Below are 26,493 nucleotides of genomic sequence, written 5' to 3'. Positions count from 1 at the left end.
CAAAAGGATTACTAGATTAATTTTCACATTCTCTTTTAGTCACATAATGACGGTAGCGAAACATAGCTTCTAGTTGTGCTTGTACTAACCAACCACTGATAAATTCAACTGTGTCTCCACCAGGTAGAGAAAAAGAAATGGCATCAGTCAATCTAGTTTTACCATTTTCTGGTTCTAATTCATGCCTATGTACCCAATTTTCAAAAGGCCCGGATATTTGTTCATCGACAAATAGCCGATTTTTTTCACATTCAGTGTGACGCGCTAACCAAGTTAAGGGTAATGGCCCGAGAAAAAGACGAAATTCTGTGATCGCGCCTATTTCCAAGCCTCCTTCACGGCGTACTACTTGAACTGGTTGCCAAGGTGGAGTTAGCATTTGCAAAATATCTGTTCTTTCGTGAAATCTCCACACTACTTCTGGTGGTGCATTAATCACAGAGGTATGTTTAAAGTGCAGCATGGAAACAGAAACCTAAAATTCAACAAATAATTACTAATTCGTAATTCGTAATTAAAAAATACTAGAAAACCAAACTTGGTGTAGTTGCTATAACTTAATTACGAATTGTTAAGCTTCGGGTTCGCTATCAATTTCAATATCCAAAGTGTCTTCATCAATTCGCACATACAAAATATTTGGGTTACAGCAAACTTGACAATCTTCTACATAAGATTGTTGTCCGCCAGCACTAAAATCAACAAAGGTTAAGTTTGGTTCACCGCAATAAGCGCAGTAATACTCAGCTGTTGTTTGCATTCACTTATAAGCTATGAATTTAATGGCTGAAGTTCTTTTGGGGATGGGTCAAAATGACTTGTAGCCTCAGCCAAGTGTTTCAGTAGTGTAGACTGTGGTAGCGGCCCTTGCAAGTGATTCCAAGGTAAAATTTGCTCGGTTGACCAATTGGCGTGGACATAAAAATCTAAGTCCGGGATTTGTCCTTTGAGTTGTTTGAAGGCGCGTTTGTAACTCCCTAAAGAATCACCAAAGTCACGGGTAAGTTCTAGCAAGTGGGAGAGTCTGCGATCGCCTCTCGATAACAAAGCTTGGATGATAGACCAATTATAGCTTTCTGGGCGATATTCTATTCCCTGAGGTTTTAGCTGTTTCTGTAACATTTGCAACTGCTTCTCGGCTTGTCGATTTACGCCAAACCATTGAAATGGGGTGTGCGCTTTGGGTACAAAGGTGCTGCATCCTAGTGTTAAACGCAGTCCAGGCGCAGCTTTTTTAACACTGCACATCATGGACACAGTTTGCTCTAAATCTTCCGCTTCCTCGCCGGGAATTCCCGCCATTCCGTAGAGTTTCAAACTCGTCAACCCACCAGCTTTGGCGTTGACTGCGGCTTGAATTATTTCGTCATTATGCAGCTTTTTGTTGATGATGCGGCGTAATTTTTCCGAACCACTTTCTACAGCAATGGTAAGCGATCGCGTGTCTCGTTTCGCCAAAGTTTGTGCTAGCTGTACTGTCACTGTATTGGTACGTACTGAAGCTATGCTGAGACGTACATCATCATACTTGTGCTGACTGATATAATCTAGCAACGTCTCAAACTCTGGATGCTGAGTTACAGAAGCGCCTAATAATCCTAGACGCTTGGTAACTTGTAAACCTCTTTCAATGGCTGGAATTAAGGAACCTTCTAAACTCGCGGTTCTAAATGGTAATGTGAGGTAACTAGCCAAACAGAAGCGGCACATTTCTGGACAACTGCGCACCACTTCCACCATATAAATATTTTCCCATGCTGCCTTTTCTGTGACAACAGTTGAGGCGGATAAAACATTTCCCCGATAAGTTTGCTTTTGAACAATTGCGGGAATTTCTGCGTCAATGGGTTTAATTGATTTTATTTCCCCATCTTTTGCCTGATATTCCACCTCATACAAACTGGGAATATAAATTCCTGGGATTTTTGCAAGTGCTTTGAGTTGAGTTTGTCGAGAAGCGTTTCTCACTTCTTTGTACGCTTCAATAAAATCGCCTAGCAGGTTTTCCCCATCTCCTAGCAAAATGACATCAAAAAAATCTGCAAAAGGTTCAGGGTTGGCTGTGAGAACTGGGCCCCCACCAAAAATTAGTGGATGATGATCATCACGCAAAGTTGCGCGAAGCGGAATTTCTAAAGATTCTAGTAAATTGAAAATATTTACATAATCTAATTCCCAAGATATCGAAAATCCCACAATTTCCGGATTTCTCGGAAGTTGTTCGTGAATATCAGTGAACAGGCGACTCACCTGTACATCATCACGCATAGCCAAATTTGCCCACACCACCTGATATCCCAGGCTTGTGATTCCCACAGTGTACTCATTAGGAAAAGCAAAAATTAGCGGGATAGCGTCGGTGTTGGGGGTAGTGGGGGTGAATAAGAGGCGTTCAGCAGAAAATTTGTCCATTTGTCATTTGTCATTTGTCATTTGTCATTTGTCATTTGTCTCCCTTGTCCCTCCGAAGTTCTGTTCGTCGTTCGACGAAGTCGTTCTCGAAGAGTAGACGCTGGCGTTCGCGAAGCGTCTCCCCTTGGGAGAAGCCAGACGCTCGTACCTCGCTACCGCTGCGCTAACGCCGGAAGCCGGCGCTCAGACTTCTCTCCTTGTCTTCCTCATCCCCCTATCCCCTAGCTTCATCTATATTTAATTTTAAGCCATAGAATTATCAAGTTAAAAAGTAAGGTGACAGCATTAGCCAAAATAATCGGCAATTGTTGGAGAATAATTCCATATATCAGCCATAAAAATATCCCTGAATTGAAACAAATCAACATCAGAAAAGAGACATCTTTTGCAGATTTAGTTTGCCATATTTTCATCAATTGCGGCAAAAATGAAACCGTAGTTATTGAAGCAGCCACTAATCCTAAAAATGTCACAAAATCCATTGATGCTACCCTGTAAAATGATGTGATGATTTATCGGCGTGCGTTAGGCGATCGCTAGAGGCTCAGATCCCCGACTTCTTCAATAAGTCGGGGATCTTAATCGAACGATTTAGTAAGTGCCATTGCACCCTACTCTCATTAGATATTTTTGAAATTGCCATTTACTAGCGAAACCTAGCAATTAATTCGTCACGAGATAACTGCAATAGTAAAGGGGTAAATTCTTCTGGTGGTAACGCTAATAAAAGTCCAATAATTGCTTGCAGTTCATTATCTAATTCACCAAAGCGAACTTTCAGCAAGTTTTCTACTACTAAACGTTCTCCTTGTTGAAGCCCGGTTTGTATTCCTCGTTGTTCGCCTTCATGTATTGCTTGTTCTCGGTCTTGTTGATAAAGTGGTGCTAATCGCATAACTAACTCCCGATCATCTTCATCTTGAGTTTGATTTAATTGTAAGTTTTGTTGCAAGTTGTACAGTAATTCTAACGCGGCTGTTCTCAAAGGGTTACTAGGGAGAAGTGCTTCTAATTCATCAATTGCTTGTTTTTGCACATTACCTCTACTAATAATTCTCAACCACAAGGTTTCCGGAATTCTAGGTAATTGGTGAATTACTACTATAGCTGTCCGCAAATATTCTGCCATGAAGTAGACTCCTGGCAAAGTATTATTTTTACTATTAGCACCAAATCCTGATAATATTTGCTCTGATGCAGTCGGTGTTAAAATCCATAATTTTGGGGTTTCAGATTCTTGAATGCGAGTGTTATTGCGATTGGCTTGTCGTTGCAAATCGCCACGTACTTCTAATAATTTTAGAAGACAATCACAGATTTCTGCGGCTGAGGCGGCGTTACGAAAAGGCTCAAATAACGCTGGCGTAGTAGCAAATTCACCTAGTAATCCGAGTGTTTCTAGGATGTTGCTAGGTTGTGATTGAGGGATGAAATAAACATCAATTTCTCTGACTTCTCCGGCTACTCTGCTTGGTGCTTGAACTTCGCCGTAAGGCGTGAGTAATTGTTCGAGGTAGTCTTTGGCAAATTGGTGGTGAATGAATCTGGTCATGTGTTGTCAGTTTGGCGATGCAACCCAGTTTCAATGATGACGCATTTTCTGCTACAAAATAGTGAGATGCTTATTCACATTCTTGTATAACCTGTTCTGGGTATTGTTGAGCAAGTGGTGGTATCCTGATAAATCATGTATCTAATATCTACAAATATATGTGAAATCAACAAAGCATTGTTATCTTATCCCATACATAAATGTAGGGGCTTAAAACAAGGTGCGGAGCATCTCCGTCTCTACAGCTTGTGCCTCGTTTCACGAAACTGGGTTAAAATCTTTTTTCCTTTTTTCATCAATAAATCTAAGCGGCTCAGACCACCTGTTCCAGTTCGCTCATCAAGAGCCTCAATATCTCTCCTTTTCGGTCATCAAGACCATATTTTTGTCTACTTCACAATTCTTTTTTGAAACATGCAAACAAAATATTTAGCTTCATTATTAACACTAGGTATGACATTAACGACCATACCTGTAATGCCATCTCATGCTCAAGAAACAAAAATACCAACCTTGTATCAGCTGCAAAATCAACAGATCAAGGTTACTTATTCAACAACTAGCTTGACTGGTCAGCCGCGCCTAGACTATCAAGATAAAAAACAAACATTGCACTTTGTTGGAGACCAAATCCGAACTACAGACACAGAAATTGGAAAACTAGTGACAGTGACTATCACTAAAACTGTAGATACTGGCTCTGTGACATTTAGCTTGCTTTTACCTGCTGTTAACCTAGGGCAAAACAACGAAGCCAGAATTGAAACCAAAGGCATCACAACTGTGAACCTTTTTTCGACAATTCCGGCATTTAATCAAGGACAGAGACAGACATACACCGTTACTCCTTTGGTTGGTACAGCCAAAGCTGTCTTCTTTTAAATTCGTTCGCGTTCAAAAATAGTATCTAGACATGGGGAGTAGAAATTATCACTCCCTACTTTGTTACATTTCTATGGTTAAAACTGCATAAGCTGATAACGCTCAGATTTAGATATGAGTAAATAACTGCTACATATCTATCTATGTCTATGAAACGCCAAAAACTCAGCCATATCGCTTTTATTACGCTTTTGGCTACCCTTTTAACGTCTTTTTCTTCCAATTTGCCCATATTTACAGCGTCGCAGGTGTTGGCGCAAACGGCAAATGACCGGAAAGCGGAAGCTGATAGATTATTGAACCAAGGTATTGAGCAGGCTCAAACTAGTCAATTTGAAGCAGCAATACAGTCTTGGGAAAAAGCACTAATTATTTACCGGGAGATTAAAGACCGTAAGAGCGAAGGTTCGGCGCTAAATAATCTCGGTAATGTTTACAAATCTTTAGGAGACTATCCGAAAGCGATTGATTACCTCCAACAGAGTTTAGCGATCGCACGAGAAATTAAAGATCGTCTTGGTGAGGGACGGTCTCTGGGAAATATCGGTAGTGTTTACTCATCTCTAGGAGACTACACAAAAGCCATTGACTACCAGCAGCAGAGTTTAGCAATTTTAAGGGAAAAAAAAGACCGTAAGAGCGAGGGACAGTTGTTGGGTAATCTCGGTCTTACTTACAGATATCTAGGAGACTACCCAAAAGCGATTGAGTACTACCAGCAGAGTTTAGCAATTAAAAGGGAGATAAAAGACCGTCTTGGCGAAGGTACTACGCTGAATAATCTCGGTGTTGTTTACCAATCTCTAGGAGACTACCCGAAAGCCATTGATTACCACCAGAAGAGTTTAGCGATCGCACGAGAAATAAAAGACCGTCTTGGCGAGGGTAATGCTTTGGGTAATCTCGGTAATGCTTACCAATCTCTAGGAGATTACCCAAAAGCAATTGATTACCACCAAAGGAGATTAGCTATCGCCAAGGAAATAAAAGACCGCCAAGGCGAAGGACAGTCATTGGGTAATCTCAGTCTTGCTTACTTCTCTTTAGGAAACTACACGACAGCCATTGATTACCAGCAGCAAAGTTTAGTGATCGCCAGGGAAATAAAAGACCGTCTTGGCGAGGGTAATGCTTTGGGTAATCTCGGTAATGCTTACTTATCTCTAGGAGAATACCAGAAAGCGATTAATTACTACCAGCAGAGTTTAGCGATCGCCCAGGAGATTAAAGACCGTCAAGGTGAGGGTACTACACTGGGTAATCTCAGTAGTGCTTACTATTATCTAGGAAACTACCCAAAAGCTATTGATTACATCCAGCAGAGATTAGTGATCTCCAGGGAGATTAAAGACCGTTATGGTGAGGGACAGTCGCTGGGTAATCTCGGTGTTGTTTACCAATCTCTAGGAGACTACCCGAAAGCCATTGAACAATACCAGCAGAGTTTAAAAATTCGCAGAGAGATTAAAGACCGTCAAGGCGAGGGACAGTCGCTAGATAATCTCGGTGTTGTTTACGATTCTCTAGGCGACTACCCGAAAGCCATTAATTACCACCAGCAGAGTTTAGCGATCGCCAGAGAAATTAAAGACCTTAAAAGCCAGGGTTTATCTTTAAATAATCTAGGAGCTGCATTCTACAAATCGGGTAATCTCTCCGCAGCAGAGAAAACCCTATACGAAGGAATTAAGGTTTTAGAATCTCTCCGAGGTCAAAAATTAAATGACACTAATAAAGTCTCAATTTTTGAGACGCAAAGAAGCACTTACCGCATTTTGCAACAAGTCCTAATAGCCCAAAATAAAAACGATGCAGCCTTAGAAATATCCGAACGTGGTCGCGCTAGGGCGTTTGTAGAGTTAATATCATCTCGCTTGAATTATGGTAACGGTGGAGCGAAATCGTCTGCATCACCAACACTTGCCCAGATGAAACAAATTGCCGAGGTGGAAAATGCTACTTTAGTGCAATATTCAATTATTTACAATGATTTCAAAGTTGCAGGTAAACCACAATCCAAAGAATCAGAGTTATATATTTGGGTGATCAAACCCACAGGTGAAGTCATATTTCGCAAAGCAGACCTCAAACCCCTCTGGCAAAAAGAGAATACTAATTTAGATAATTTAGTTACTATCAGCCGTGATGCAATTGGTGCTAGAGGTCGCGGTGGTATCAATGTATCCTACAACCCGAATGCACCGAAAGCAAAAGATAGATTAAAACAGCTACATGAATTATTAATTAAACCCATCGCTGATGTTTTACCTACAAAAGAAAGTGATAGGGTAATTTTCGCTCCGCAAGATTCTTTATTCCTGGTTCCCTTTCCAGCCTTGCAAGATGAAAATGGGAAATATCTAATTGAAAAACACACCATTCTCACATCGCCATCTATTCAGGTTTTGCAACTAACCCACCAGCAACGAAATCTAGTTTCTGGAAAGGAGGCGCTGGTTGTAGGTAATCCCAAAATGCCCAAGGTTGCGCCTAAAATTGGGGAAACACCGCAACAATTACCACCATTACCAGGTGCAGAACAGGAAGCAAAAGCCATAGCTTCTCTCCTCAAAACCACTGCAATTACAGGCAGTAAAGCAACCAAAGCCGCAATCCTCCGAAAAATCTCTCAGGCTAGAATTGTACATTTGGCAACACACGGCTTATTAGATGATTTTAAAGGATTGGGTGTACCAGGAGCGATCTCTCTGGCTCCATCTGGTCAAGATAACGGCTTACTCACCTCTAACGAAATCCTAGATTTGAAACTCAACGCCGAATTAGTCGTTTTAAGTGCTTGTGACACCGGAAGAGGAACGATTACAGGCGATGGGGTAATCGGTTTATCCCGTGCTTTAATTACTGCTGGTGTTCCTAGTGTCTTGGTGTCTTTGTGGTCAATACCAGATTCACCCACAGCATTATTAATGACGGAGTTTTATCAGGATCTCCAGAAAAACCCTGATAAAGCACAAGCGTTGCGAGAAGCGATGTTGAACACCATGAAACAGCATCCTAACCCTAGAGATTGGGCGGCGTTTACATTGATTGGCGAGGCGGAGTAATTGCAGAGGACAAGGAAGACAAGGGAGCATTATTGTACCTTTGTCTTCCTTCTACCCTCTGCCTTTCTTCTAATCAAACTTGTGCGAGATTAACCCCTAACCCTGAAAGTAAAATAAAATTATCCCCCACTTAACCCCATCATGGTTATCCAAGAACTCGAACAACAACTCCTTCAGCTTTCCCCCAACGATAAGCTGTATATTATTCAGATCCTTGCCCAAAGCCTCACCAAACAAAGCACCCACCCAGAGGAACCCAGCAAACTCTCGGAGTTTTTCCGTCAATCCCCCCTGGCTGAAATCGCCGAAGAACTAGACTTGAGCCGAGAGCGCAGTCTACCTCGCGATGCTTTTACCCCATGACTTACCTTCTCGATACCTGCCTGATTTCCGAAGTTGTTGCCAAACAACCAAATCAACAAGTTTTAGATTGGCTAGATGCCCAAGTGCCGGAAACACTTTACCTCAGCGTAATTACAATTGGCGAAATCGCTAAGGGCATCAACAAACTTGCCGCATCTAAGCGCAAAGAATCTCTAACAAAATGGCTAAATGAAACCTTACCCAATCGTTTTAAAGGCAGAATTTTAAGTATAGATATCCCAACAATGGTGTTATGGGGAAATTTAGTTGGGCAATTAGAGCAGAATGGGCGACCTTTACCCGTTATGGATTCTCTGATTGCAGCCACTGCTCTGCAAAACTCTCTATCACTTGTTACCCGCAACGAAAATGATTTTGCAGGGACAGGAGTTGTAATCTTTAATCCTTGGTTATAGCCATGTTTTAAATGTTAAATTTTCACTCTCTTGCATTAGTAGCTGTTTTGAATTTTTGCCATTTTTCTCGTAGTTGCTGCAAGTCAGGAGTGTAACCACCATAACGCCAACTTACATAGGCTTGGCAAATTTCATCTATTACCTCAGCATTTGCAGATGAATGCTGCTCGTAAGCTACTCTGGCATACTCTAGGGGTGTTTGTGCTGGATGCTTACCTAAACCTTTTTTGGCTGTCCATTGCAGCATTTGTTGATAAAGGCTTTCCATTGGCGATAATTTTTTCAACCAGCGACGGTTCAGCCATTCGCGCCACTGTTCCCAACCTAACCAACAGAAGAAAGCTGTTGTAGTGGACAGAATTAAGCCAGTTAATACACCTAGCCAACCTTGAGTAAATAATGCCAAAAACCAAGCGATCGCTTTGAAAATTCCGCTAAAAATTGTGCTAAACACATAATCAAGCCAATTCCGAATCGGTAAAGGTAGCCATCCCGCTACCCATTGCCAAAATTGGCGTAGGACGCTAAAAGTCTCCACATCTTCGACGGAGGGCGGTATCAGGGGATGATTGGGTATCGGGTCAAAGGCAAACCAGCCATATTTAGGAAAGTATACTTCGGTCATGGCATAGGCATCGGTGTTGCGCACAACATACATCCCGGTGAAGGGATTAAACTCTCCGGGGTTGAATCCGGCTACCAACCGCGCTGGAATACCTATGGAACGCAGCATTACCGTTAGTGCTGTTGAGAAGTGATCTGGGTAGCCGCCTTTATATTTGAATAAAAAAGCTTCTACTAGGTCTTCTTTATCACTCAAATAAGGCAAATCTAAGGGATTTTCCGGTGTCGAGTAGTTTTGTTTTAAATATTGTGCCAGGTAGAGGGCTTGTTCATAAGGTGAATCTAAGGTTTTAAATGACCTTGCTACCCGTTCTCGATTGTAGTTAGCGAGGATTTCTTCGGTGCGTTGTCTCACCTTTTGCGCAATCTCTGGCGGAATTTGCAGATAATGTTTTTGAATTTGCTGTGGATATTGAGTACCAGCTTTTCCTAAAGCAGCGCGATCGCGGTATGGTACTTCGGAAACTACTGTATATGTTAAACCCTCTGATAATTCCACAGGCGATCGCAATCCATTTTCGCGATCGACCGCGATTATTGATGTGGGAAAGTAAATTTCTTTAGGATAAGTCAGTGCGGGAATCAGATTCGGTAAATCTGATACTACTGTATAAGTTTGTACTACCTCTTGGGTTTTGCCAGTAATTAGGGGCGAGTTGAGCAAGATTTGGGAAGCCCAAGGCGATCGCCTCATGGTGACAACATCATCGTTGCGGGAAATTTTCCATCCCTTACCTGTATATTGATCAAATGCCAATACTCGCCAAAAACCTTGAGCCTGCGATCGCACCCGCATTACTACCTTGGGTTTCATTACTCCCCGCAGGTTTTGGTTCATCTGGCTATTAAAGCCATAATAAAAATTATTATCTACAGTTCCTGGTTCGCCGGTGTCACCTTGTCCCTTACCATTAGTGTTACCACCTTGGCTTTTACTATTACCTTGGCGGACATAACCAGGATTAATGATATTACGCCCTGTAAATTCGCTTTTAACCGCAATATTAGAACTTACAGGAAAGGTGCGCAATTGATAGCCGGGAAATCTTGGCATCACGGCAAAAATTGCCAATCCTAAGGCCACAATGATTGTGAATAATAAAACATAAAAAGGTAAAAGAGAAGACCATTTTTTCTCTTTTACCTTTGGCTTTTTAAAGTTTAACTTCTCCAAGCCCAGTCTAGAACGGTAATCTTGAACTAAAGTTGGCAGAGCGATCGCCAAAAATAACAGCAGCACAGGCGCAAATGCTAAAGTTTGACTCAACGTTGCCGCCACACCGAGTAAAATTAACCCGATGACAATTGAATAGCCCAAGTCCTTACGGCGGGGCGTATCAAAGCTATGGAGGATCTGAAGTTGAATCAATAACTCTGCCAAACCCAGTCTAGTATCATTTAATTCCCCTATCAGGCGAGCAAAAAAAGCACCCAGTGCTACTAACATGCCGATAGCGATGCAAAACTTTACAGCAGTATTGCGATCGCGGCGACTGCGGTAACTCCAAATTGCACCCATAAAACTTACAGGGATCGCCCAAAGACTAAATTGAGTCTCACCGGCAATATCCGTCGCGACAATTCCCGTAATTACCAACGCTAGCACTAGCACCCTTAAGGAAATTGAATCTTCTACTTCTACCAGAGGCGACCCCTGCTTATCTTGTCGCCAATTGTCATGTCTTACAGGTAGACGCCAAAACTGATTGATCCTGGATAAGTTAAACATTTAAAGTACAAGCACAGCGATGATGTAGACGCTAGGGACACAATGTTGGAGATGGAAACCAACTACCCTACCCTACTCTATGAAAACGCCTTTAGCGAAGGGGAATTCCCAGTGTAACATGGTAACCAACTAAAAACGCGCCTACGTGAATTTACTTGTCTTGTGCTAGGTTCTACCAATCAATATATGTTTGCGTAGGCTTGCTCAATACCGCTTGTAGAAAAAAAAAAGATAAGTTTCAAAACCAGGAAATCATTAATTATCTATTGGCGTTTCTCAAAGTAGTGTGCTAGCAGTGACGATTTGCCTATGTTGTTGGATTGATCACAAACAAAAGTGGCGCTTGTTCAATTTCTGGGAAATCAACTTCCAAGGTATAAATCTGGTTAAGTTGTTGAGAGTGTAATTCTACACTTAAGCTTCCCGAACTTGCAGATTGCCCTACTGCCTGGATATCCCTTCCTTTAAGTGTGAAAATTCCTTGAGTGGGTAACTTACCCTCGACACGTAGCTTTCCCGTTTGTCCCTGAGACTGGTATTCTACTTTTAGCCTCATAACACCTGCACTAGTTAGCCATTCTCTTTCTACCACGGGATTGGTGAGTGAAAGTGGTATAGTCAGGTTATCTAACACTTGTTTAGCTGCTAACAGCGATAACGCCATTTGTTGACGTTGTTTTAAATCGGAGTAATCGCTCTCAATATTGGGCATAGCCTCCAGAACTTCTGGTGAACGATAGGTACTTCTCAGTACTAAGCCCGCGATGTCATTTAGGGCTTGGTTCTCGTTCGGGAACAAGTCCTCCACTGCTTGGACTAATTTTGCCCCTACAGGGAGTGAAGAAGTCAGCAAAAGTTGACACTTTTGCAGTAATTGGCGGAAAATGCTTTCCGGCAGAGCGATCGGTAAATTCAGCTTTGACTGTTGTGCCACCCATCCCCAGGCGGGAACTAATACTACCGCTGGTTCGTCGGCATAATCGGGATAGTCTGTTAATTGACTTTCCCAGGGAAATAAAGGCGGGTGGTTTTGAATTTGGAGTTGTAAACGACGTTTGAGGACAGCTTGGAAACGTTCTTGCACAGTAGGAATTTCTCCCAGTAGAAAGGTTTGGGGTGTTACTCCCGACTCTGGCTCACCACTTGTTGATGCAGTAGCTTGTTTGAGTGAGTTTTCCACCCCGTCAAGTTCCTCATCATCTACCGACGACTCTAAGGTGGTGGCATTATCTGCCAACACCCAAGTGAGTAACTGGTGATGAAAGGATTCTGAGTCACTATTCATGAGTAGATGCACCTGATCCGGACACTAAAGAATTACGAATTTCCCAAGCTTGTTCAAGAATCTTAAACCACCGTTTTTGTAATTGTGCCATAGACAAACCTAAACTTTTAGCAATTTTTTCGTCAGGTTGTCCTTGTTGCTTCATATTTAGTAGAGACAGCTGTTTATCGTCTAGCTCCGCTGTGTATGCTTGCCACTGTTGCGGAGTTAAGCCTAAATTTGTGGGTAAGGAAGCTTCTAACCATTCATGAACCAATTCCCAACGATGCAACAAGGCAAACCGAATTAAATGATATTTAAAGCGCTGCTGTAAGTAATCTCTCTGACGAGGGGTTAAACCCAAAATTGATTCTATTTCCTGTGCTGAAAGATCTTGCAAGCGCAGGCTAAAGTAATCAGCACAATCGTTTTGTTGCCGTTGCTCCAAATAATTTAATAATTCTGTAATCACGACAGAGCGCAACGTGTCTTCTTCCGGTTCTGGTTCTGTTTGCGTAGCCATTGCTGAACGCAATTGTTGTACTGCTGGCTCTTCCCAGGAACCATCAGGTTCGTTGGCACTACCTTCTGCCGCTTGTTCAATGTCTACACTGGTTTCTGGAGGTTGCTGTTGGGAGAAGGTTTGCGCCCGCAGGATAATGAGCTGCTGCTGACGCCCTGGTAAAGGTATGCGGCGCTTACCATAGCGTTCGGTAAATGCCATATACTCTGCCAATTCCAGCAGCGTCTGGGGGCGATAGGTGGCACCGAGTTGATTTTCCCGGCGGAAAGCATTCAAGGCCTCCAGATAAAAACTTTGGAGGAAATCTTCAATGATCGTCAACCGCCCTTGATAACTCAATTGCTTCTGAGGAGGATTAATGTAACGATAGATAATCGCACTTAAAGTGCTATGTAATTCTACCCTGCCCCGATTGGAACCCAGCTGGTAGTACCTCAAACACTGTTGCAGTCGGTGTCGAGCCAAGGTCATTGCTGAGCTTTCCACAGCACCGGATGCTTGGATACGTTTACTTTCGTTGCAAATCCGGTAGACTTCGGAAGCAATTCGTGTTGCCACATCATGGCAATTCTGTTCCGAAGCTTTGGTTGATTGCTGAAGCTCCTTAAATAGGAGTTGAAATATCACCTCCACGCCGATAGAATTCTCTCCCTGAATAGTTGCGGTTGCGGCTGAATTCATAGTCTCTGTTTTTAAAAGACCCTAACATACTTAAACACAACCTGTACGACCGTGGGTGTTGGCTGGATGAATTTTGCGTATAAGCTAAACGCATACAATCCCGCATTCAGGATGTGGGCTAAGTTTATTATTCCCATTGTGAGTGGGATTATTCACACTTTGTTTTGATGTTATGGCCATTACCCACCCAGCCGTTGACAAGTCATTATGGATATAAACGCACAAATTCAATTGTTGATTGATAATGCACCCCAAGATGTTATAACACCACAACTGGTGGCAGCAATTGCCCCTGTCTTGAAGGCGATCGCTCATCAGTTACGTCACCCTCAGTATTATATTCTCCAAAGTTTGGATTCAGAGTGGGTTTTAACTACATTGAGCAATCGGGCAAACCTAAAGAAAGAAAAAAGCGTGGTTTACGCCTTTCCTACCTTACAGGATGCCACACAGACTGCATCAGCTTCACTGGACTCGCAAGTAATAGCAATAGCTATTCCTGTGACTCACATTTTGTTCCAACTAGTGGCATTAGAACCAGTAGACAGTATAGTTTTTTTTGAGACTCCTGGCACGACTACCAACGCCATTGAAGTCCAACGGACTGATTTCCAAAACCAAATTCAAAAACATTTACAAAAAAAGCGATCGCCAAAACCAATTCCACCTGATATTGCTTAAAAGGTTATGGGGTATGGGGAAAGGGGCATTTTTCATTGGTTATTTGTTCCTCATCCCTAGCTCCTAGTCTCCAATCCCTAGTCCCTAATACAGCCGACTCAATACATAGTCAGCCATGTTAATTAAAGCTTGACGATGCTTAAAAAGGCATGGGGCATGGGGAATGGGGCATTTTTCATTGGTTATTTGTTCCTCATCCCTAGCTCCTAGTCCCTATCCCCTAGCCCCTAATACAGCCGACTCAATACATAGTCAGCCATGTTAATTAAAGCTTGACGAGATTCTGAGGGTGGCAGAAAGGCAATATGCTCAGTTGCTACCTTCGCATGGTGAGCTGCTAATTCTCGCGCCCGTTGTATTCCTTGACTTTCTTGAATCAAATCTAGCGCTTGTTCTAAATCCCCTTCTTGGGCAAACTCTCTTTCAATCAGTATTTCTAGATATGGTTTTTCCTTTAAGGCAAATAAAACGGGTGCAGTGAGATTACCACTTTTGAGGTCAGATCCCGCTGGTTTACCTAATGTATCTGTCGAACTGGTGAAATCTAAAATATCATCCACAATCTGGAATGCTAAACCCAGATGGCGACCATAGTTATACAAATGCTCAACATTTTCTGGGGATACTTCGCTCAGTAACCCAGCTGCTTTAGAACTGTTGGCAATCAACGAGGCAGTTTTGTAATAGCTCTTGTTGAGGTAAGTCTCGATGGAAGTATTAGCATCAAAGCGATTCAGTCCCTGCTGGATCTCTCCAGCGGCCAAATCCATAATTACTTCTGAGAGCAATTTTACCACTTCCAAGTTGTTCAAGTTTGCCAAATACCAAGAAGATTGAGCAAACAGAAAATCTCCGGCTAACACAGCAATTCGGTTACCGAACAAACTATGAACAGTCGGAACACCACGACGCATCTGGGATTCGTCCACCACATCATCATGCACCAAGCTTGCTGTGTGGATCATTTCTGTAATCTCCGCTAAGCGTCGGTGACGGGGTGTAATGTCTTGTTCTAGCATTGTTGCTCGCGCTATTAGCAGAACGATCGCTGGTCTAATACGCTTTCCCCCGGCTCCAAATAAATGTTCGGCGGCTGCATAAAGGATGGGGTGGCGATTTCCAACTAGCTGTTTGAGATTATCTGCTAGTATTCGCAGGTCTGCTTCCACAGGGGTAAACAGGGAGGTGGCTGGGGTCATGGATGGGCGGACTCTGGCTTAGATTAAGAAAGTTTACATATCCTATACTCATTTTAAGATAACCCAAAGCCTGCGCAAAGTTTTGATCCGGGAATACCCCAATTTCCAGAGACCTTACCCGATTCATAATTCAAAAAACTACTGTTTTCAGCTTTTCAAGAGTTTTTGGATAAAATTCTATTTTTTGTGTAATACTAGATTAGATATTTTTATCAACAAACTGTATTCTAGGCTACTGAAAATAATCTAATTATATCAAGCAGAAGTTTCTAAGTATAATTACTTATTGATTAAGCTATTTGATGCTTCTGGCATCTGTTAGCTGTATTTTTCCAGTAACGTACCGTGAAATTACTGAAGTAGCTAAGAGCAGCAAGACTACTTGTAATTATTATTACTCATAAAAATTACGGTAAATAATCTCTTTGTCCTTTTATAAGGGAATTTTTCTCAAAAAATATCAATCTGAAGAAAGGATAAGAGTAAATTTTATTACCAGTAATTAGAGTAGAATTTTTATAAATTTAATATATTCAGCACTAAGTATTTTCCCTGCCTAAACCAGTTTTTTCTAGTTTGGTTAAGTCCTGGAGAAAATTTAAAATTTAGCTGCAAAGTAGGATTAAAAGTCAGGAACCTTGTGTTACGCTAAGATCTAGGGATTTTAAATTTTTCAGATATTCACTCTCCAGAGTTTAATCGCCTGTAGGTGATCTAACTTAGCAGGAGTGGTGAGTCAATAAATCGTAGCCGTTAAATCAAAGAAGTAATTCTTGATTTTCTGCCTGCGACCTGCAAACCTATGGGTGGGAGTTAGACGCTAACCTTACAGGTAACTGCTCTTTTTTGTATTAACAGTGAGCGGTGGCGTGACTCACATGAATTAGTTTTTGCAGCAACAACGCGGACTAGGTAGACTGCTGAGGAGCGCAGTTATGAATTGCTGTATAGCAATATATCGCGGCTCTGTAATGTATGGTCTGCGCGAAATTAATTTAAATAATAAATCCGTTTGCCGTCGAGTGTTGTAGCTCTACGGTGTAGTCTAGCATAGCAAAACACAGCCATCAAGAATTAGCTTGTTTGGTGGAGGTTTTGTTGGGGTTATGAAATTGCATATTCGTTAGATAAAGGTGCTGGTAGAACAATGATTTACGGAAACATGCCTATGATGATTTTTATTTTAGCTGCTGGATATTTGTTCACGGTCTACCTACTATTGGCACTGGCAAAGCGAACAGGAAAGAACACTGGTACTACAGTTATTCCCTTGGCAGCTAAGGGAAAACACACTCAAGAGCTATCAGTAACACCAAAGGTGAGTGAAGCTGTTAATAGTCAATAGTCAATAGTTAATAGTTAATTGTTAAGAGTCAATTGTCAAGAGTCAATGGAATATTGACTCTTGACTCTTAAGTATTTACCCCACAAAGTCTTGTTGAAGGTGGGAGAATTTAGCATCAGTGAAGCAAACTTCTTCAACCAGTGGAGTATAGCCTAACAACTGCAATCCTGATTGGGCAAACTGCTGACCACTACCGCTGACAGCAAAGTGAGTGGGGAACGGTGGATGGGTATTCCTTAAACCTAGGATGTCTAAATCTTGGGCACAGGCTGCTACAACATTCACAGCTGGATCAACTAGTTTGACATGGGAGGGCAGAAGCGATCGCAGTACAGGTGCGAGGTGGGGATAATGGGTACAACCGTAGACTAAAGTATCAATTTCCTGCTTGATTAACGGCTCTAGGTAAGAGCGTGCTACTTCAGTAGTGTAGGGGTCATGAATGCGATTTTGCTCAATCAGTGGCACAAATTCTGGACAACCGACCTGCCAAACTTGAACATCAGGATCGATTTCCAGTATAGCTTGCTTATAGGCATTGCTTTTGGCTGTGGCTGGGGTAGCAATCACCCCAATCCGCTTACCTTGCTGTACTGCTGCTTTAGCCCCTGGGAGAATCACACCGAGAATCGGTAAGTTAAATTCCTCGCGGACGATGTCTAATGCTAAAGCAGAACTAGTATTGCAAGCCATAATGACCATTTTTACCTGCTGCTGTTGCATCCAGGTAAGAATTTCGCGTACATACTGTAAAATTTCTGCTTGGGAACGAATGCCATAAGGCAATCGTGCTGTATCACCAAAATAAATAACTGATTCGTTAGGAAGTTGTCGATAAACTTGTCGCAGTACCGTCAGACCACCCACGCCACTATCAAAGATGCCAATGGGTGCGCGTTGAGGTTCTTGGGCAGAAAAATTGTCAAGATTGCCTGGAAAAATGGAAGATGAATACACGGGCAAATATGGTTTGAGGTTTTTTGAATTAAGATACAGGATTTAGTAGCCAATTTGCTTTTTGTCAATAGTCAATAGTCAATGGGCATGGTGGCGGTATAGGGGCATGGGGCGAAGGGCATTTGCCCTCCCTGCTCCCTACTCATCTACCCTTTTAGCGCCGTTGTAAGTACTTGAGAATACCATTAGCGATCGCTTCTGCCATGCGATTTTGGTATTCTCGGCTTGCCAATCTGGGATTGTCTTCGCGACCAGTCATATAACCTGTTTCCACCAAAATTGATGGCATGGAACTCTTCCTCAGGACGTAAAAACGGGCTTTACGTGTTCCTCGGTCTTTTATAGTACCAATATTCTGGAGAATTGTATTGCGAACTACTTCAGCTAGACCGTAACCGCTGTCGTAATAATATACTTCTAAGCCGTTGACATCAGAGCGGTTATCAATGGAATTAGCGTGGACGCTGACAAACAAAGTCGCATTCACTCGCTCTGCGATATCTACTCTTCCCTGAAGTTCTACAAAAAAGTCAGCATCTCTTGTTAATACTGCTTGAACACCATTCTTTTCTAAAATTCTGGCGATTTGAATACTGATCGGCAAAACTACATCTTTTTCTAACAGCCCCCCTAGGCCTGGTGCGCCAGAGTCTTTACCACCATGTCCTGGGTCAATTACTACTAATAATTTCCCTCTGGGAACGTTGGGACTTGGCCCGGGCTGAGGTATAGTCCGAGGAGTGTCTATTGTGGGGTCTGGCAATTGTCCTTGATTTGGTAGTGGCAAGGGAGGTAAACCAACAGGGGGTATCCTAGGCGTTGTTGGACGTGAGCGTTGTAATTGTAGAGCTATCAGCTGACTACCAACTTGGTTGAGTTCGCCAATTTGCACCCCTGCTGCTGGTTGAACAAAGACAACTACAGAATTCGGTTGTTGCGGTTGCAGCCTGACTCGCAAAATTGGGCTATTAGCATCTAAAGCAGGCCCAGTCACTCTGGGAGCTAACTGGGCATTATTAATGGTGATGCGGAACAGACCACTTGATCTATCCCACCCACCTGTGGCTGATAAAGGCTGGTTAGCACGAATTATTAGTTGGGTACCATTTCCAGCTAGTTCGATCGCTTGAATTGTTGCTTGGGAGTTAGTATTAGAAGTTACAGGGGATGGATTATTATTGCCCGGTAATCTCACGGCCCCACTGTTGGGCAGAACCACAAACCCACCAACACTACTGGTACTTGCCCGCCAGTCGGGGCTATTGCTGTCTACCCTCAGAGTCATGCGCACTACAGGTGGCTGTGCTTGTAATTGGCTAAAGATAATGCGATTGACACCATAGCGGTTAATCAAAACATCCCTTTGCTCTAGTTGTGGCGATAAAGATGCCCCTGTAATGTCGATATTAATTGCTTTGCGATCGTCTGTGCGATTGACCTGAATCTTCGGGTTCCCACCGCTGGTGCGGATGAAAAACCCATCACCTGTGACTCGTAAGTTCTCAATTTGAGTCGCCCCATCGGCGCTGTTGATCGCAGTTCTGTTATCAATGGGGGTAACAGGGCCTGTTTTAACTACGTTATAAACATTTGTTGGTGGTAATGGTGTTGGCGATGTATTAGCAGGGACTACCACTCCTGATGCTTGTGTTTGCGGTTTATTAGCGTCAGCTAAGACGGCGACCTGCTCAGTTTTTGGGGTGGGTAATTTTACTGACCAACGGCTGGCACTGATACCTGTGAATTTTACCTGTTGGGGGTCTAGGGTATAACCTGGAGTAAGTTCGACAACTATGCGGGTTGTCTCTGGGTCAAATTGCCCTACACGCACCGACCGAATCGCCCCACCGACTGGTTGCGTCACCTGGGGACGCCCAAATACAGTTTGTGGCAAATCAATCACTAACCGAGTGGGATTGAAGATTAGTTGTGCCTTTGGTTGCACACCACCCGCCGTATTGATTTCTAATACATTTTGACTGGCATCAAAACGCCAAGATTCTAGTCTCGCTGCAAAAGCCGGCGACGACAATATGAAGATAGTTCCAAAAGTACCGGGTAGTAACCAGTGTAATTTCACAGTTTTTTCTCCTGATTAGCATTCATGGGAGCCGTTAAGCTTTCAAAATATTGGTAAATCCTCACACCGTCACCGCCCAAACTTTAGCTTTCATGCAGCAAAAACATTTCGCGCTAGGATTAAAGACACAGCTAATGGCGTAGAATTTTAGCATATTTCTGGAATTATGCCATGCTGTTAGCGCTGCCAATTTTAACCTAAAACGTATCAAGTTACACCATAATGAGATAATTAAAATTCACCTGATTCAATCAATACAAAATTGCTTTTCATCGATTTGATTGCTAGTAATTAAGGCACTGGGTGTAAAAATACAACTATTATCAACTGGTGTGCTAAAGCTGGTGACAGCTACTCTTTAATATTTAGAAAAATATTTATGAATGGGTGTGTCGAGCAGTACAGATGAGATTAAATTGCTTCTAAAAGAGAGTTGTTGTTTTATAAATTATTCAACAACAATGTTTGGTAAATAGGGATTAGGGGAAACAGAAGAGAGATTTTCATAGCGGTACAGTATTTTTTCGTGTCATCGCAGTTATTGAAAATAGGGGAAACATAACTAGGGGAAACAAGAAGAAAGATTTTTCATGGGCTGGTTGTAGGCAATTGCTGGTGGAGGTCTAACTGGAAAAGGGACATGGGGACATTAGCTAGAGATTTGATAACTCCTTGATGGGAGAAAATAAGTAACCTTTAAGTGTAATTACCCAAAAGTTACTATTTATTTTCTTATCTTTGTTTGAGGTACTGAAGAATACCACGAGCGATCGCTTCCGCCATTTGATTTTGATAACCTGCGCTTTGTAAATTAGCAACATCCTCTCGCCCAGTCAAATAGCCGGTTTCTACCAAAATCGAGGGCATAGAACTTTTTCTCAGGACATAAAACCTAGCTCGTCTTACTCCTCTGTCTCTGACATTCAAACCTCGGAGAATGTTGCTATGGACAATGCGAGCTAGACCTAGGCCATTGTCGTAGTAATACGTTTCTAAGCCACTGACATCCGGACGCGCCGCACCTGCTGAATTGGCATGAATGCTGACAAATACACTAGCGTTTGCTTTCTCTGCCATATCTACCCGCCCTTGTAGACTGACAAAATAGTCAGCATTTCGTGTCATCACCACTTGTACGCCATTTTGCTGCAAAATCTCTGCAATTCTTCTACCAATGGGTAAGATGATATCTTTCTCACGGACTCCGCCAATCCCAATTGCTCCTGGGTCTTTACCACCGTGACCTGGGTCAATGATCACTAGCGCCCGCCCATTAAAAATTGGGGAACGAGAACCGGGCTGAGGTATGGGTGGTGTAGGAATTGTGGGGTCTGGTAATGTGCCAGTTGGTGGCGGTAGGGGTGGTAATCCAATAGGCGATCTGATAGCTCGTTGTAATTGCAGAGCCAACAACTGCCCATTTTGCTTGAGTTCGCCAATTCGTACCCCTGTTGCTGGTTGAACAAAGACAACTACAGTATTTGGTGGTTGCGGTTGTACCCTGACTCGCAGAATTGGGCTATTAGCATCTAAAGCAGGCCCAGTCACTCTGGGAGCTAACTGGGCATTATTAATAGCGATGCGGAACAGACCACTCGATCTATCCCACCCACCTGTGGCTGATAAAGGCTGGTCGGCACGAATTAGCAATTGGCTGCCATTTCCCGCTAATTCGATCGCTTGAATTGTTGCGGGGGAATTAGTATCAGAGTTTACTGGTGTTTGATTATTTTCCGGTAATTTTACTACACCCTTGTTGGGCAGAACCACAAACCCGCCAACGCTGCTGGTACTTGCGCGCCAATCGGGGCTATTGCTGTCTACCCTCAGGGTCATGCGGACTACAGGTGGCTGTGCTTGTAATTGGCTGAAGATAATGCGATTGACACCATAGCGGTTAATCAACACATCCCTTTGCTCTAATTTTGGCGATAAAGATGCGCCTGTGATGTCGATATTAATCGCTTGGCGATCGCTACTCCGATTTACCTGAATCTTGGGGTTACCACCGCTGGTGCGGATGAAAAACCCATCACCTGTGACTCGTAAGTTCTCAATTTGAGTTATCCCATTAGCAGTATTGACAACTTGGGAAATTTCCGGTTTAGTAACAGCATCTGTTGTGACTGTATTGTAAACATTACTATTAGCAGATGGTGATTTAACAACTTCTGGCTTGGGTAATTTTACTATCCAGCGGTTGGCACTGATGCCTGTAAATTTAACCTGTTGGGGGTCTAGGGTATAACCTGGAGTAATTTCAATGACTATGCGGGTTGTTTCTGGGTCAAATTGCCCTACACGCACCGACCGAATCGCCCCACCTACTGGTTGCGTCACTTGGGGACGCCCAAATACAGTTTGTGGCAAATCAATCACCAAGCGAGTGGGATTGAAAATCAGTTGTGCTTTGGGTTGGATAGCACCAGCAGTGTTAATTTCTAGCTGATTTTGCTCGGTATCAAAACGCCAAGATTCCAGTCTTGCTGCTAATGTTGGTGACGATAGCAAGCAGATAGTCCCGAAAGTACCAGGTAGTAACCAGTGTAGTTTTACAGCCATTTCTCCTAATTCGCATTCATGGGAATAGTCAATATTTCAAGATATTGGCAAATCGTCACACTTTGACCACCTAAAATTAGCTTTTAATGCAGGCTTAAACTTGAGCGCCACTCTCAAAACCCAGCTTTTAATGTATAAGTTTACACTACAAGTAGATTTGCCATGCTGTTAGCGCCGAGAACTTCGATCTCAAAAGCATCAGATCAAAACCACAAAGGATAACCAGAATTAACTTTAACCAGTAAATGTCAGTCAGTAAATTGTACTGATTGAAGAAGACCCAGGGACTACAGGACGCAACGACGTTTTGAAACTTCATCAATAAATTCTTTTGTTTCAGACAAGAAAGAACTGATTTATTTTGGCGGACAGTTGCTAATCCCTAATTGCGCGAAACATGACTAAAGTCACTTGTCAAAACCGCAAAAACCTGGCAACTGATAACATTCCAAACGCTGATTGTAATAGCAAAAAACTAAAATTGACAATCTTAGGGGACGGTGATTGAGAGCTAGAAGTTTCCGGCGATCGCTTGAAAAATCTCCAGCGGACTCGGAGAATACTGACACAGAATGCGATCGCAACTAGTAACTGAGTTCTGAACAGGAATGATTCAGAACTCAGTCTTAATCTACCTTAAGGGGGAATCAACAGGGTGTTTCTACCCAAGACAAATAATTCAGGGACTTACTCGTAAAAAAATATTCCATTGTTATTGTTGAGAGTTAACACTCAACAGTCAGTAGGGGCGGGTTAACCGAGATTCCCGTTAACAATCGAAGATATTTGTGAACCCGCCCGTACAACTTTAAGCGGAATAATTTACTTTTTGGAGTTTCCTAACTCTCCCGTGAATCGGTTTCTGATTCGAGACTACTAGAATCGTGGGATTTAGAGACCAGCAACTGAGGTGTTTCTATGGTTAAGGATGGAGCTGAAGCACCATCTAAAATTAGTTGCTCTTTTTCTGTTGCTTTTTCTGTGTCTGGAAAGACAAACCTTAACAAGGGAGGAGCTAAAAAGGTTGTCAAGATTACCATCATGATAATTGCTGCGCCTAGCGGTTTGGAGAGTGCGCCACTAGCAGCACCAACACCAGCAAATACTAATCCAACTTCACCTCTGGGAATCATCCCCACACCAATCGCCAACCTGTTGATTTGTGGTTGACCAAACACAGTTAAGCCTGTGATCACTTTACCGAAGATGGCGACTAGAATCAGGAAAGTTGCCATAACCAGACCTTCGCGATTGCTAGGAATTGCTGGGTTTAATACACCTAAATCAGTTTTTGCCCCAACAACTACAAAGAAAATCGGTACTAACATATCAGCAATGGGAATCACTTGCTTTTGCAGTTCTTTGCGCTTATCTGTCTCTTCCAAGACTAAACCAGCAGCAAAAGCGCCGAGAATTGCTTCTAACTGAACCACAGCAGCCAGATATGCCATGATAAAGGCAAAGATAAACGCTGGGATAACCAACTCACCCCTGGTTTTGAGGCGATCGACGATCGCGATAAAGGACTTATTGAAAATATTGCCCAGCAGAATCGCACCTACTAGGAAAGCAGTGGCACTAATAATTAGATAAATGACTTTAGTGACATCTACCTCACCATCTTTAGCCAGACTAGCAACCACTGCCAAGACAATAATTCCTAGTACGTCATCAATTACCGCCGCACCGAGAATAATCTGCCCTTCTTTAGAATTGAGTCGGCCGATTTCTGAAAGTACCTTGGAAGTAATCCCAATACTAGTAGCAGTTAAAGCCGCCCCAGCAAAAATTGCCGGTACAGCACCCACACCAAACAAAGTCATCAAACCAACAGTACCAGCAGTAAACGGTGCTACTACCCCCACTACTGCCACAATAGTGGCTTGGATGCCGACTGCCATTAAATCTTTTAGGTTTGATTCCAAACCAATTTCAAATAGCAGGATGATCACACCCAATTCTGCCAGAACGGAAATCACCTCTGATTGAGCTGTAAATACACCATCAGCGGCTTGGGGACTTAATCCGGCAGTGCTTTGCAGGAATGAAATGATCAACGAACCAGAACTGTCTGTACCAGCTTCTGGAAACACCAAAAGGTGGAAAACAGAGATACCGACGATTACACCACCTACGAGTTCGCCTAAAACCGCCGGTAAACCGATTCGATTGGATAACTCCCCACCGACTTTGCTAGCGAGGTAGATTACCACTAAGCTCAATAGTACTGCTGCTAGTACCATTGAGCTATCTGCTGTTTCTGTTGTACTTGCCAGCAGAGGAAAAGAGAAGTTGATTGCATTTAAAAGCTGCATTGGTTCTGCGAAAATCCTTCTCTTTAATTTTTACTCTTTTATCTAAAGTAGCTTTTTGGAGATTTTCGGTAAATTGAATGCGATTCAAACCTTAATTTGTACCATTTGTCAACTCCATCAAGCGTTACCAACTTGAATGCAGATATTTCAAAGCTATAACCCTAAAGGCGATCGCTCACAACAAGGGTATGAAAATCTCTCATCCCTAGCCCCTAACCCCTAGTCCCCATTTTCTATTTAGTTTCAAAAAATGTAACCATTCCAGTTTTTAGCGATCGCAATGCCACAGTATAAATACAGAAGTTATATCTATTCAATTCGTGAGAATTGTGCAAATCTCTTGGTGGCGGTTGACGTATTCACAGTTGACCGTTAAATCTGGATTGCTTAGATATGCTTGATGACAAACATCCCTAGATAATTTCCGCCGAGGAGTGCAAATTTTATGTATAGAGCCGCTTTATCCGGTTCCCAGTTTCGCATTGGCAAATTTTGGCAAACCCTTCCTTTCGCTTTGTTAATCTGTGTAACTTTTATGCAGCCCGGTTTAGCCCAAGAAAAGGAAAAATTGTGGCGAACACTTACCGTTAGTGGTCGGGGTATGGAATCAATTCCGACTACTTTGTCTTTAGTCAATTTGGGTGTAGAAATTCAAGGTAAAACTGCCCAGGAGGTACAAGAAGAAGCAGCCCGCAGGTCAGCAGCAGTTGTGGCTCTACTCAAAAGCCGGAATGTAGAGAAGTTACAAACTACAGGTATTCGCTTGAATCCGGTTTATAGTTATACCAATAATGTACAGCGAATTACTGGCTATGCCGCCAGCAACACCGTAAGTTTTCGGATAGCGACAGATAAAGCTGGCACATTGTTGGATGATGCTGTGAAAGCTGGGGCAACGCAAATTAATGGTATTAGTTTTGTGGCTACTGATGAAGCGATCGCAACAGCTCAAAAACAAGCACTAAAAGAAGCCACCCAAGACGCGCAAGCCCAAGCCGAAGCTGTTTTTAGTAGCTTGGGTCTGAAGTCTAAAGAAGTCGTAAGTATTCAAGTCAACGGTGCTAGCGCCCCACCGCCATCACCTGTATTAATGCGTACTGAAGCTTTAAAGGTAAGCAATGCGGATGTCTCTACCCCTGTAATTGGCGGTGAACAGCAAGTAGAAGCATCAGTGACATTACAAATTAGTTATTAGTGCTTAGTCATTGGTCATTAGTTTTACAAATGACTAATGACTAATGACCAATGACAATTGACCAATCAGAAATTTTCTGGCGAAAAATCTCCGCCTCCGCCCGCCTCATTATCGCGTTTTGAACCTAATAACTCCAGCTGGTCTACTCTAATAACGGGTGTAGATCGGCTGGCTCCTGTTTGGCGATCGCTCCATGTGTCAAACTTGAGGGAGCCTTTGATGCCAATCAGGCTACCTTTGCGCACATAATTACCTGCAACCTCCGCCGTCTTATCCCATAATTCTAAGGTGAACCAATCAGGTTCATCTCTATTTCGCGATCGCCTATTCACTGCTAGTGTTAATCTACACTTAACACTGCCCGACTCAAAATATTTAATATCTGGGTCGCCGCCTACACGACCCACAAGGGTGACAACATTAATACTCATATGTTTACCTTTCAGTACATACGTACTTATTTATCCCGAATTCCATCATAGCGAATTGTGAAACTATTGAAAATATGTTAAAGATTGTGCAACATTGTTGTATCGAAAAATGATACAACTTACTTGGGACAAAGTAGAAAACTATACGGATATACTGACTAAGTCAGAGAAGATCAGAATTTAGTAGGCTGACAGGCAGTAAAGATCTCAAAAATAA

21 protein-coding genes are annotated in these 26,493 nt (G+C 42.7%); 7 read left to right on the top strand and 14 right to left on the bottom strand.

Annotated features, from left to right (window positions below; all coding sequences use genetic code 11):
• Window positions 1–16: 16 nt before the first annotated feature.
• The 5 genes from AACU32_RS30920 to AACU32_RS30900 all read right to left on the bottom strand — a co-directional run bounded on the left by AACU32_RS30920 (window position 17) and on the right by AACU32_RS30900 (window position 3,964).
• A complete protein-coding gene (locus AACU32_RS30920; RefSeq protein WP_096605458.1) occupies window positions 17–463 on the bottom strand; it encodes an SRPBCC family protein in 447 nt (148 codons plus the stop codon).
• A gap of 108 nt (window positions 464–571) precedes the next feature.
• Window positions 572–760, bottom strand: a complete 189-nt coding sequence (locus AACU32_RS30915; RefSeq protein ID WP_096605456.1) for a CPXCG motif-containing cysteine-rich protein — start codon at window positions 758–760, stop codon at window positions 572–574.
• A gap of 11 nt (window positions 761–771) precedes the next feature.
• Window positions 772–2,412 (bottom strand): B12-binding domain-containing radical SAM protein, encoded by a 1,641-nt coding sequence (locus AACU32_RS30910; protein WP_096605454.1) that lies wholly within the window; start codon window positions 2,410–2,412, stop codon window positions 772–774.
• A 227-nt stretch (window positions 2,413–2,639) separates the two neighbouring features.
• The gene (locus AACU32_RS30905; RefSeq protein WP_096605452.1) at window positions 2,640–2,894 is read right to left on the bottom strand and encodes a SemiSWEET transporter; all 255 of its coding nucleotides are present in this window, start codon (window positions 2,892–2,894) and stop codon (window positions 2,640–2,642) included.
• Window positions 2,895–3,058: 164 nt separating this feature from the next.
• Window positions 3,059–3,964 carry a hypothetical protein gene (locus AACU32_RS30900; RefSeq protein WP_096605450.1) on the bottom strand — a complete coding sequence of 302 codons (906 nt, stop codon included), beginning with the start codon at window positions 3,962–3,964 and terminating at the stop codon, window positions 3,059–3,061.
• Window positions 3,965–4,417: 453 nt separating this feature from the next.
• On the opposite strand from AACU32_RS30900, the gene AACU32_RS30895 reads away from it, so the two are divergent.
• The 4 genes from AACU32_RS30895 (at window position 4,418) to AACU32_RS30880 (ending at window position 8,690) form a co-directional block, all read left to right on the top strand.
• Window positions 4,418–4,846: a hypothetical protein gene (locus AACU32_RS30895; protein WP_339378400.1), complete on the top strand. Its 429-nt coding sequence runs from the start codon at window positions 4,418–4,420 to the stop codon at window positions 4,844–4,846.
• A gap of 149 nt (window positions 4,847–4,995) precedes the next feature.
• Window positions 4,996–7,911 (top strand): CHAT domain-containing protein, encoded by a 2,916-nt coding sequence (locus AACU32_RS30890; RefSeq protein ID WP_096605448.1) that lies wholly within the window; start codon window positions 4,996–4,998, stop codon window positions 7,909–7,911.
• 141 nt (window positions 7,912–8,052) lie between these two features.
• Entirely contained in the window at window positions 8,053–8,274 is a 222-nt protein-coding gene (locus AACU32_RS30885; RefSeq protein WP_096605446.1) for a hypothetical protein, read from the top strand.
• On the top strand, window positions 8,271–8,690 hold the full coding sequence (locus AACU32_RS30880; protein ID WP_096605444.1) for a type II toxin-antitoxin system VapC family toxin: 420 nt from the start codon (window positions 8,271–8,273) through the stop codon (window positions 8,688–8,690). The genes AACU32_RS30885 and AACU32_RS30880 overlap by 4 nt, the downstream gene beginning before the upstream one ends.
• A 22-nt stretch (window positions 8,691–8,712) precedes the next feature.
• Here AACU32_RS30880 and AACU32_RS30875 read toward each other — a convergent pair whose 3' ends face one another.
• From AACU32_RS30875 to hetZ, 3 genes are all read right to left on the bottom strand, one after another.
• Window positions 8,713–11,043 carry a transglutaminase TgpA family protein gene (locus AACU32_RS30875; RefSeq protein WP_339378398.1) on the bottom strand — a complete coding sequence of 777 codons (2,331 nt, stop codon included), beginning with the start codon at window positions 11,041–11,043 and terminating at the stop codon, window positions 8,713–8,715.
• A gap of 307 nt (window positions 11,044–11,350) precedes the next feature.
• Window positions 11,351–12,328, bottom strand: a complete 978-nt coding sequence (locus AACU32_RS30870; RefSeq protein WP_096605442.1) for a PatU — start codon at window positions 12,326–12,328, stop codon at window positions 11,351–11,353.
• Complete coding sequence (gene hetZ, locus AACU32_RS30865) at window positions 12,321–13,511, bottom strand: heterocyst differentiation protein HetZ (protein ID WP_096605440.1); 1,191 nt, start codon at window positions 13,509–13,511, stop codon at window positions 12,321–12,323. Before hetZ ends, AACU32_RS30870 begins: the two co-directional genes overlap by 8 nt.
• 207 nt (window positions 13,512–13,718) lie before the next feature.
• Here hetZ and AACU32_RS30860 point away from each other — a divergent pair, with 207 nt between their 5' ends.
• Window positions 13,719–14,192: a hypothetical protein gene (locus tag AACU32_RS30860; protein WP_096605438.1), complete on the top strand. Its 474-nt coding sequence runs from the start codon at window positions 13,719–13,721 to the stop codon at window positions 14,190–14,192.
• Window positions 14,193–14,419: 227 nt separating this feature from the next.
• On the opposite strand, the gene sds is transcribed toward AACU32_RS30860, so the two are convergent.
• Window positions 14,420–15,391, bottom strand: coding sequence for a solanesyl diphosphate synthase (sds, locus tag AACU32_RS30855; RefSeq protein WP_096605436.1), 972 nt, complete (start codon window positions 15,389–15,391; stop codon window positions 14,420–14,422).
• 1,147 nt (window positions 15,392–16,538) lie between these two features.
• Here sds and AACU32_RS30850 point away from each other — a divergent pair.
• The gene (locus tag AACU32_RS30850) at window positions 16,539–16,736 is read left to right on the top strand and encodes a hypothetical protein (RefSeq protein ID WP_339378397.1); all 198 of its coding nucleotides are present in this window, start codon (window positions 16,539–16,541) and stop codon (window positions 16,734–16,736) included.
• Between the two features lie 75 nt (window positions 16,737–16,811).
• On the opposite strand, the gene murI is transcribed toward AACU32_RS30850, so the two are convergent.
• The 4 genes from murI to AACU32_RS30830 all read right to left on the bottom strand — a co-directional run bounded on the left by murI (window position 16,812) and on the right by AACU32_RS30830 (window position 24,650).
• Entirely contained in the window at window positions 16,812–17,693 is an 882-nt protein-coding gene (murI, locus tag AACU32_RS30845; RefSeq protein WP_096605432.1) for a glutamate racemase, read from the bottom strand.
• Between the two features lie 154 nt (window positions 17,694–17,847).
• Window positions 17,848–19,773 carry an N-acetylmuramoyl-L-alanine amidase gene (locus AACU32_RS30840; protein WP_096605430.1) on the bottom strand — a complete coding sequence of 642 codons (1,926 nt, stop codon included), beginning with the start codon at window positions 19,771–19,773 and terminating at the stop codon, window positions 17,848–17,850.
• Between the two features lie 732 nt (window positions 19,774–20,505).
• Entirely contained in the window at window positions 20,506–22,335 is a 1,830-nt protein-coding gene (locus tag AACU32_RS30835) for an N-acetylmuramoyl-L-alanine amidase (RefSeq protein ID WP_096605428.1), read from the bottom strand.
• An 839-nt stretch (window positions 22,336–23,174) separates the two neighbouring features.
• Window positions 23,175–24,650 (bottom strand): cation:proton antiporter, encoded by a 1,476-nt coding sequence (locus AACU32_RS30830; protein ID WP_096605426.1) that lies wholly within the window; start codon window positions 24,648–24,650, stop codon window positions 23,175–23,177.
• A 445-nt stretch (window positions 24,651–25,095) separates the two neighbouring features.
• Here AACU32_RS30830 and AACU32_RS30825 point away from each other — a divergent pair, with 445 nt between their 5' ends.
• Window positions 25,096–25,845 carry an SIMPL domain-containing protein gene (locus AACU32_RS30825; RefSeq protein WP_096605424.1) on the top strand — a complete coding sequence of 250 codons (750 nt, stop codon included), beginning with the start codon at window positions 25,096–25,098 and terminating at the stop codon, window positions 25,843–25,845.
• A 65-nt stretch (window positions 25,846–25,910) separates the two neighbouring features.
• Here the strand turns inward: AACU32_RS30825 and AACU32_RS30820 are convergent, their stop codons facing one another.
• The gene (locus AACU32_RS30820) at window positions 25,911–26,276 is read right to left on the bottom strand and encodes a single-stranded DNA-binding protein (RefSeq protein WP_096605422.1); all 366 of its coding nucleotides are present in this window, start codon (window positions 26,274–26,276) and stop codon (window positions 25,911–25,913) included.
• Between the last annotated feature and the right edge of the window lie 217 nt (window positions 26,277–26,493).

The organism is Calothrix sp. NIES-2100, from assembly GCF_963875285.1.
Lineage (GTDB): Bacteria > Cyanobacteriota > Cyanobacteriia > Cyanobacteriales > Nostocaceae > Aulosira.
This window is presented reverse-complemented; position numbering and strand designations above follow the sequence as displayed.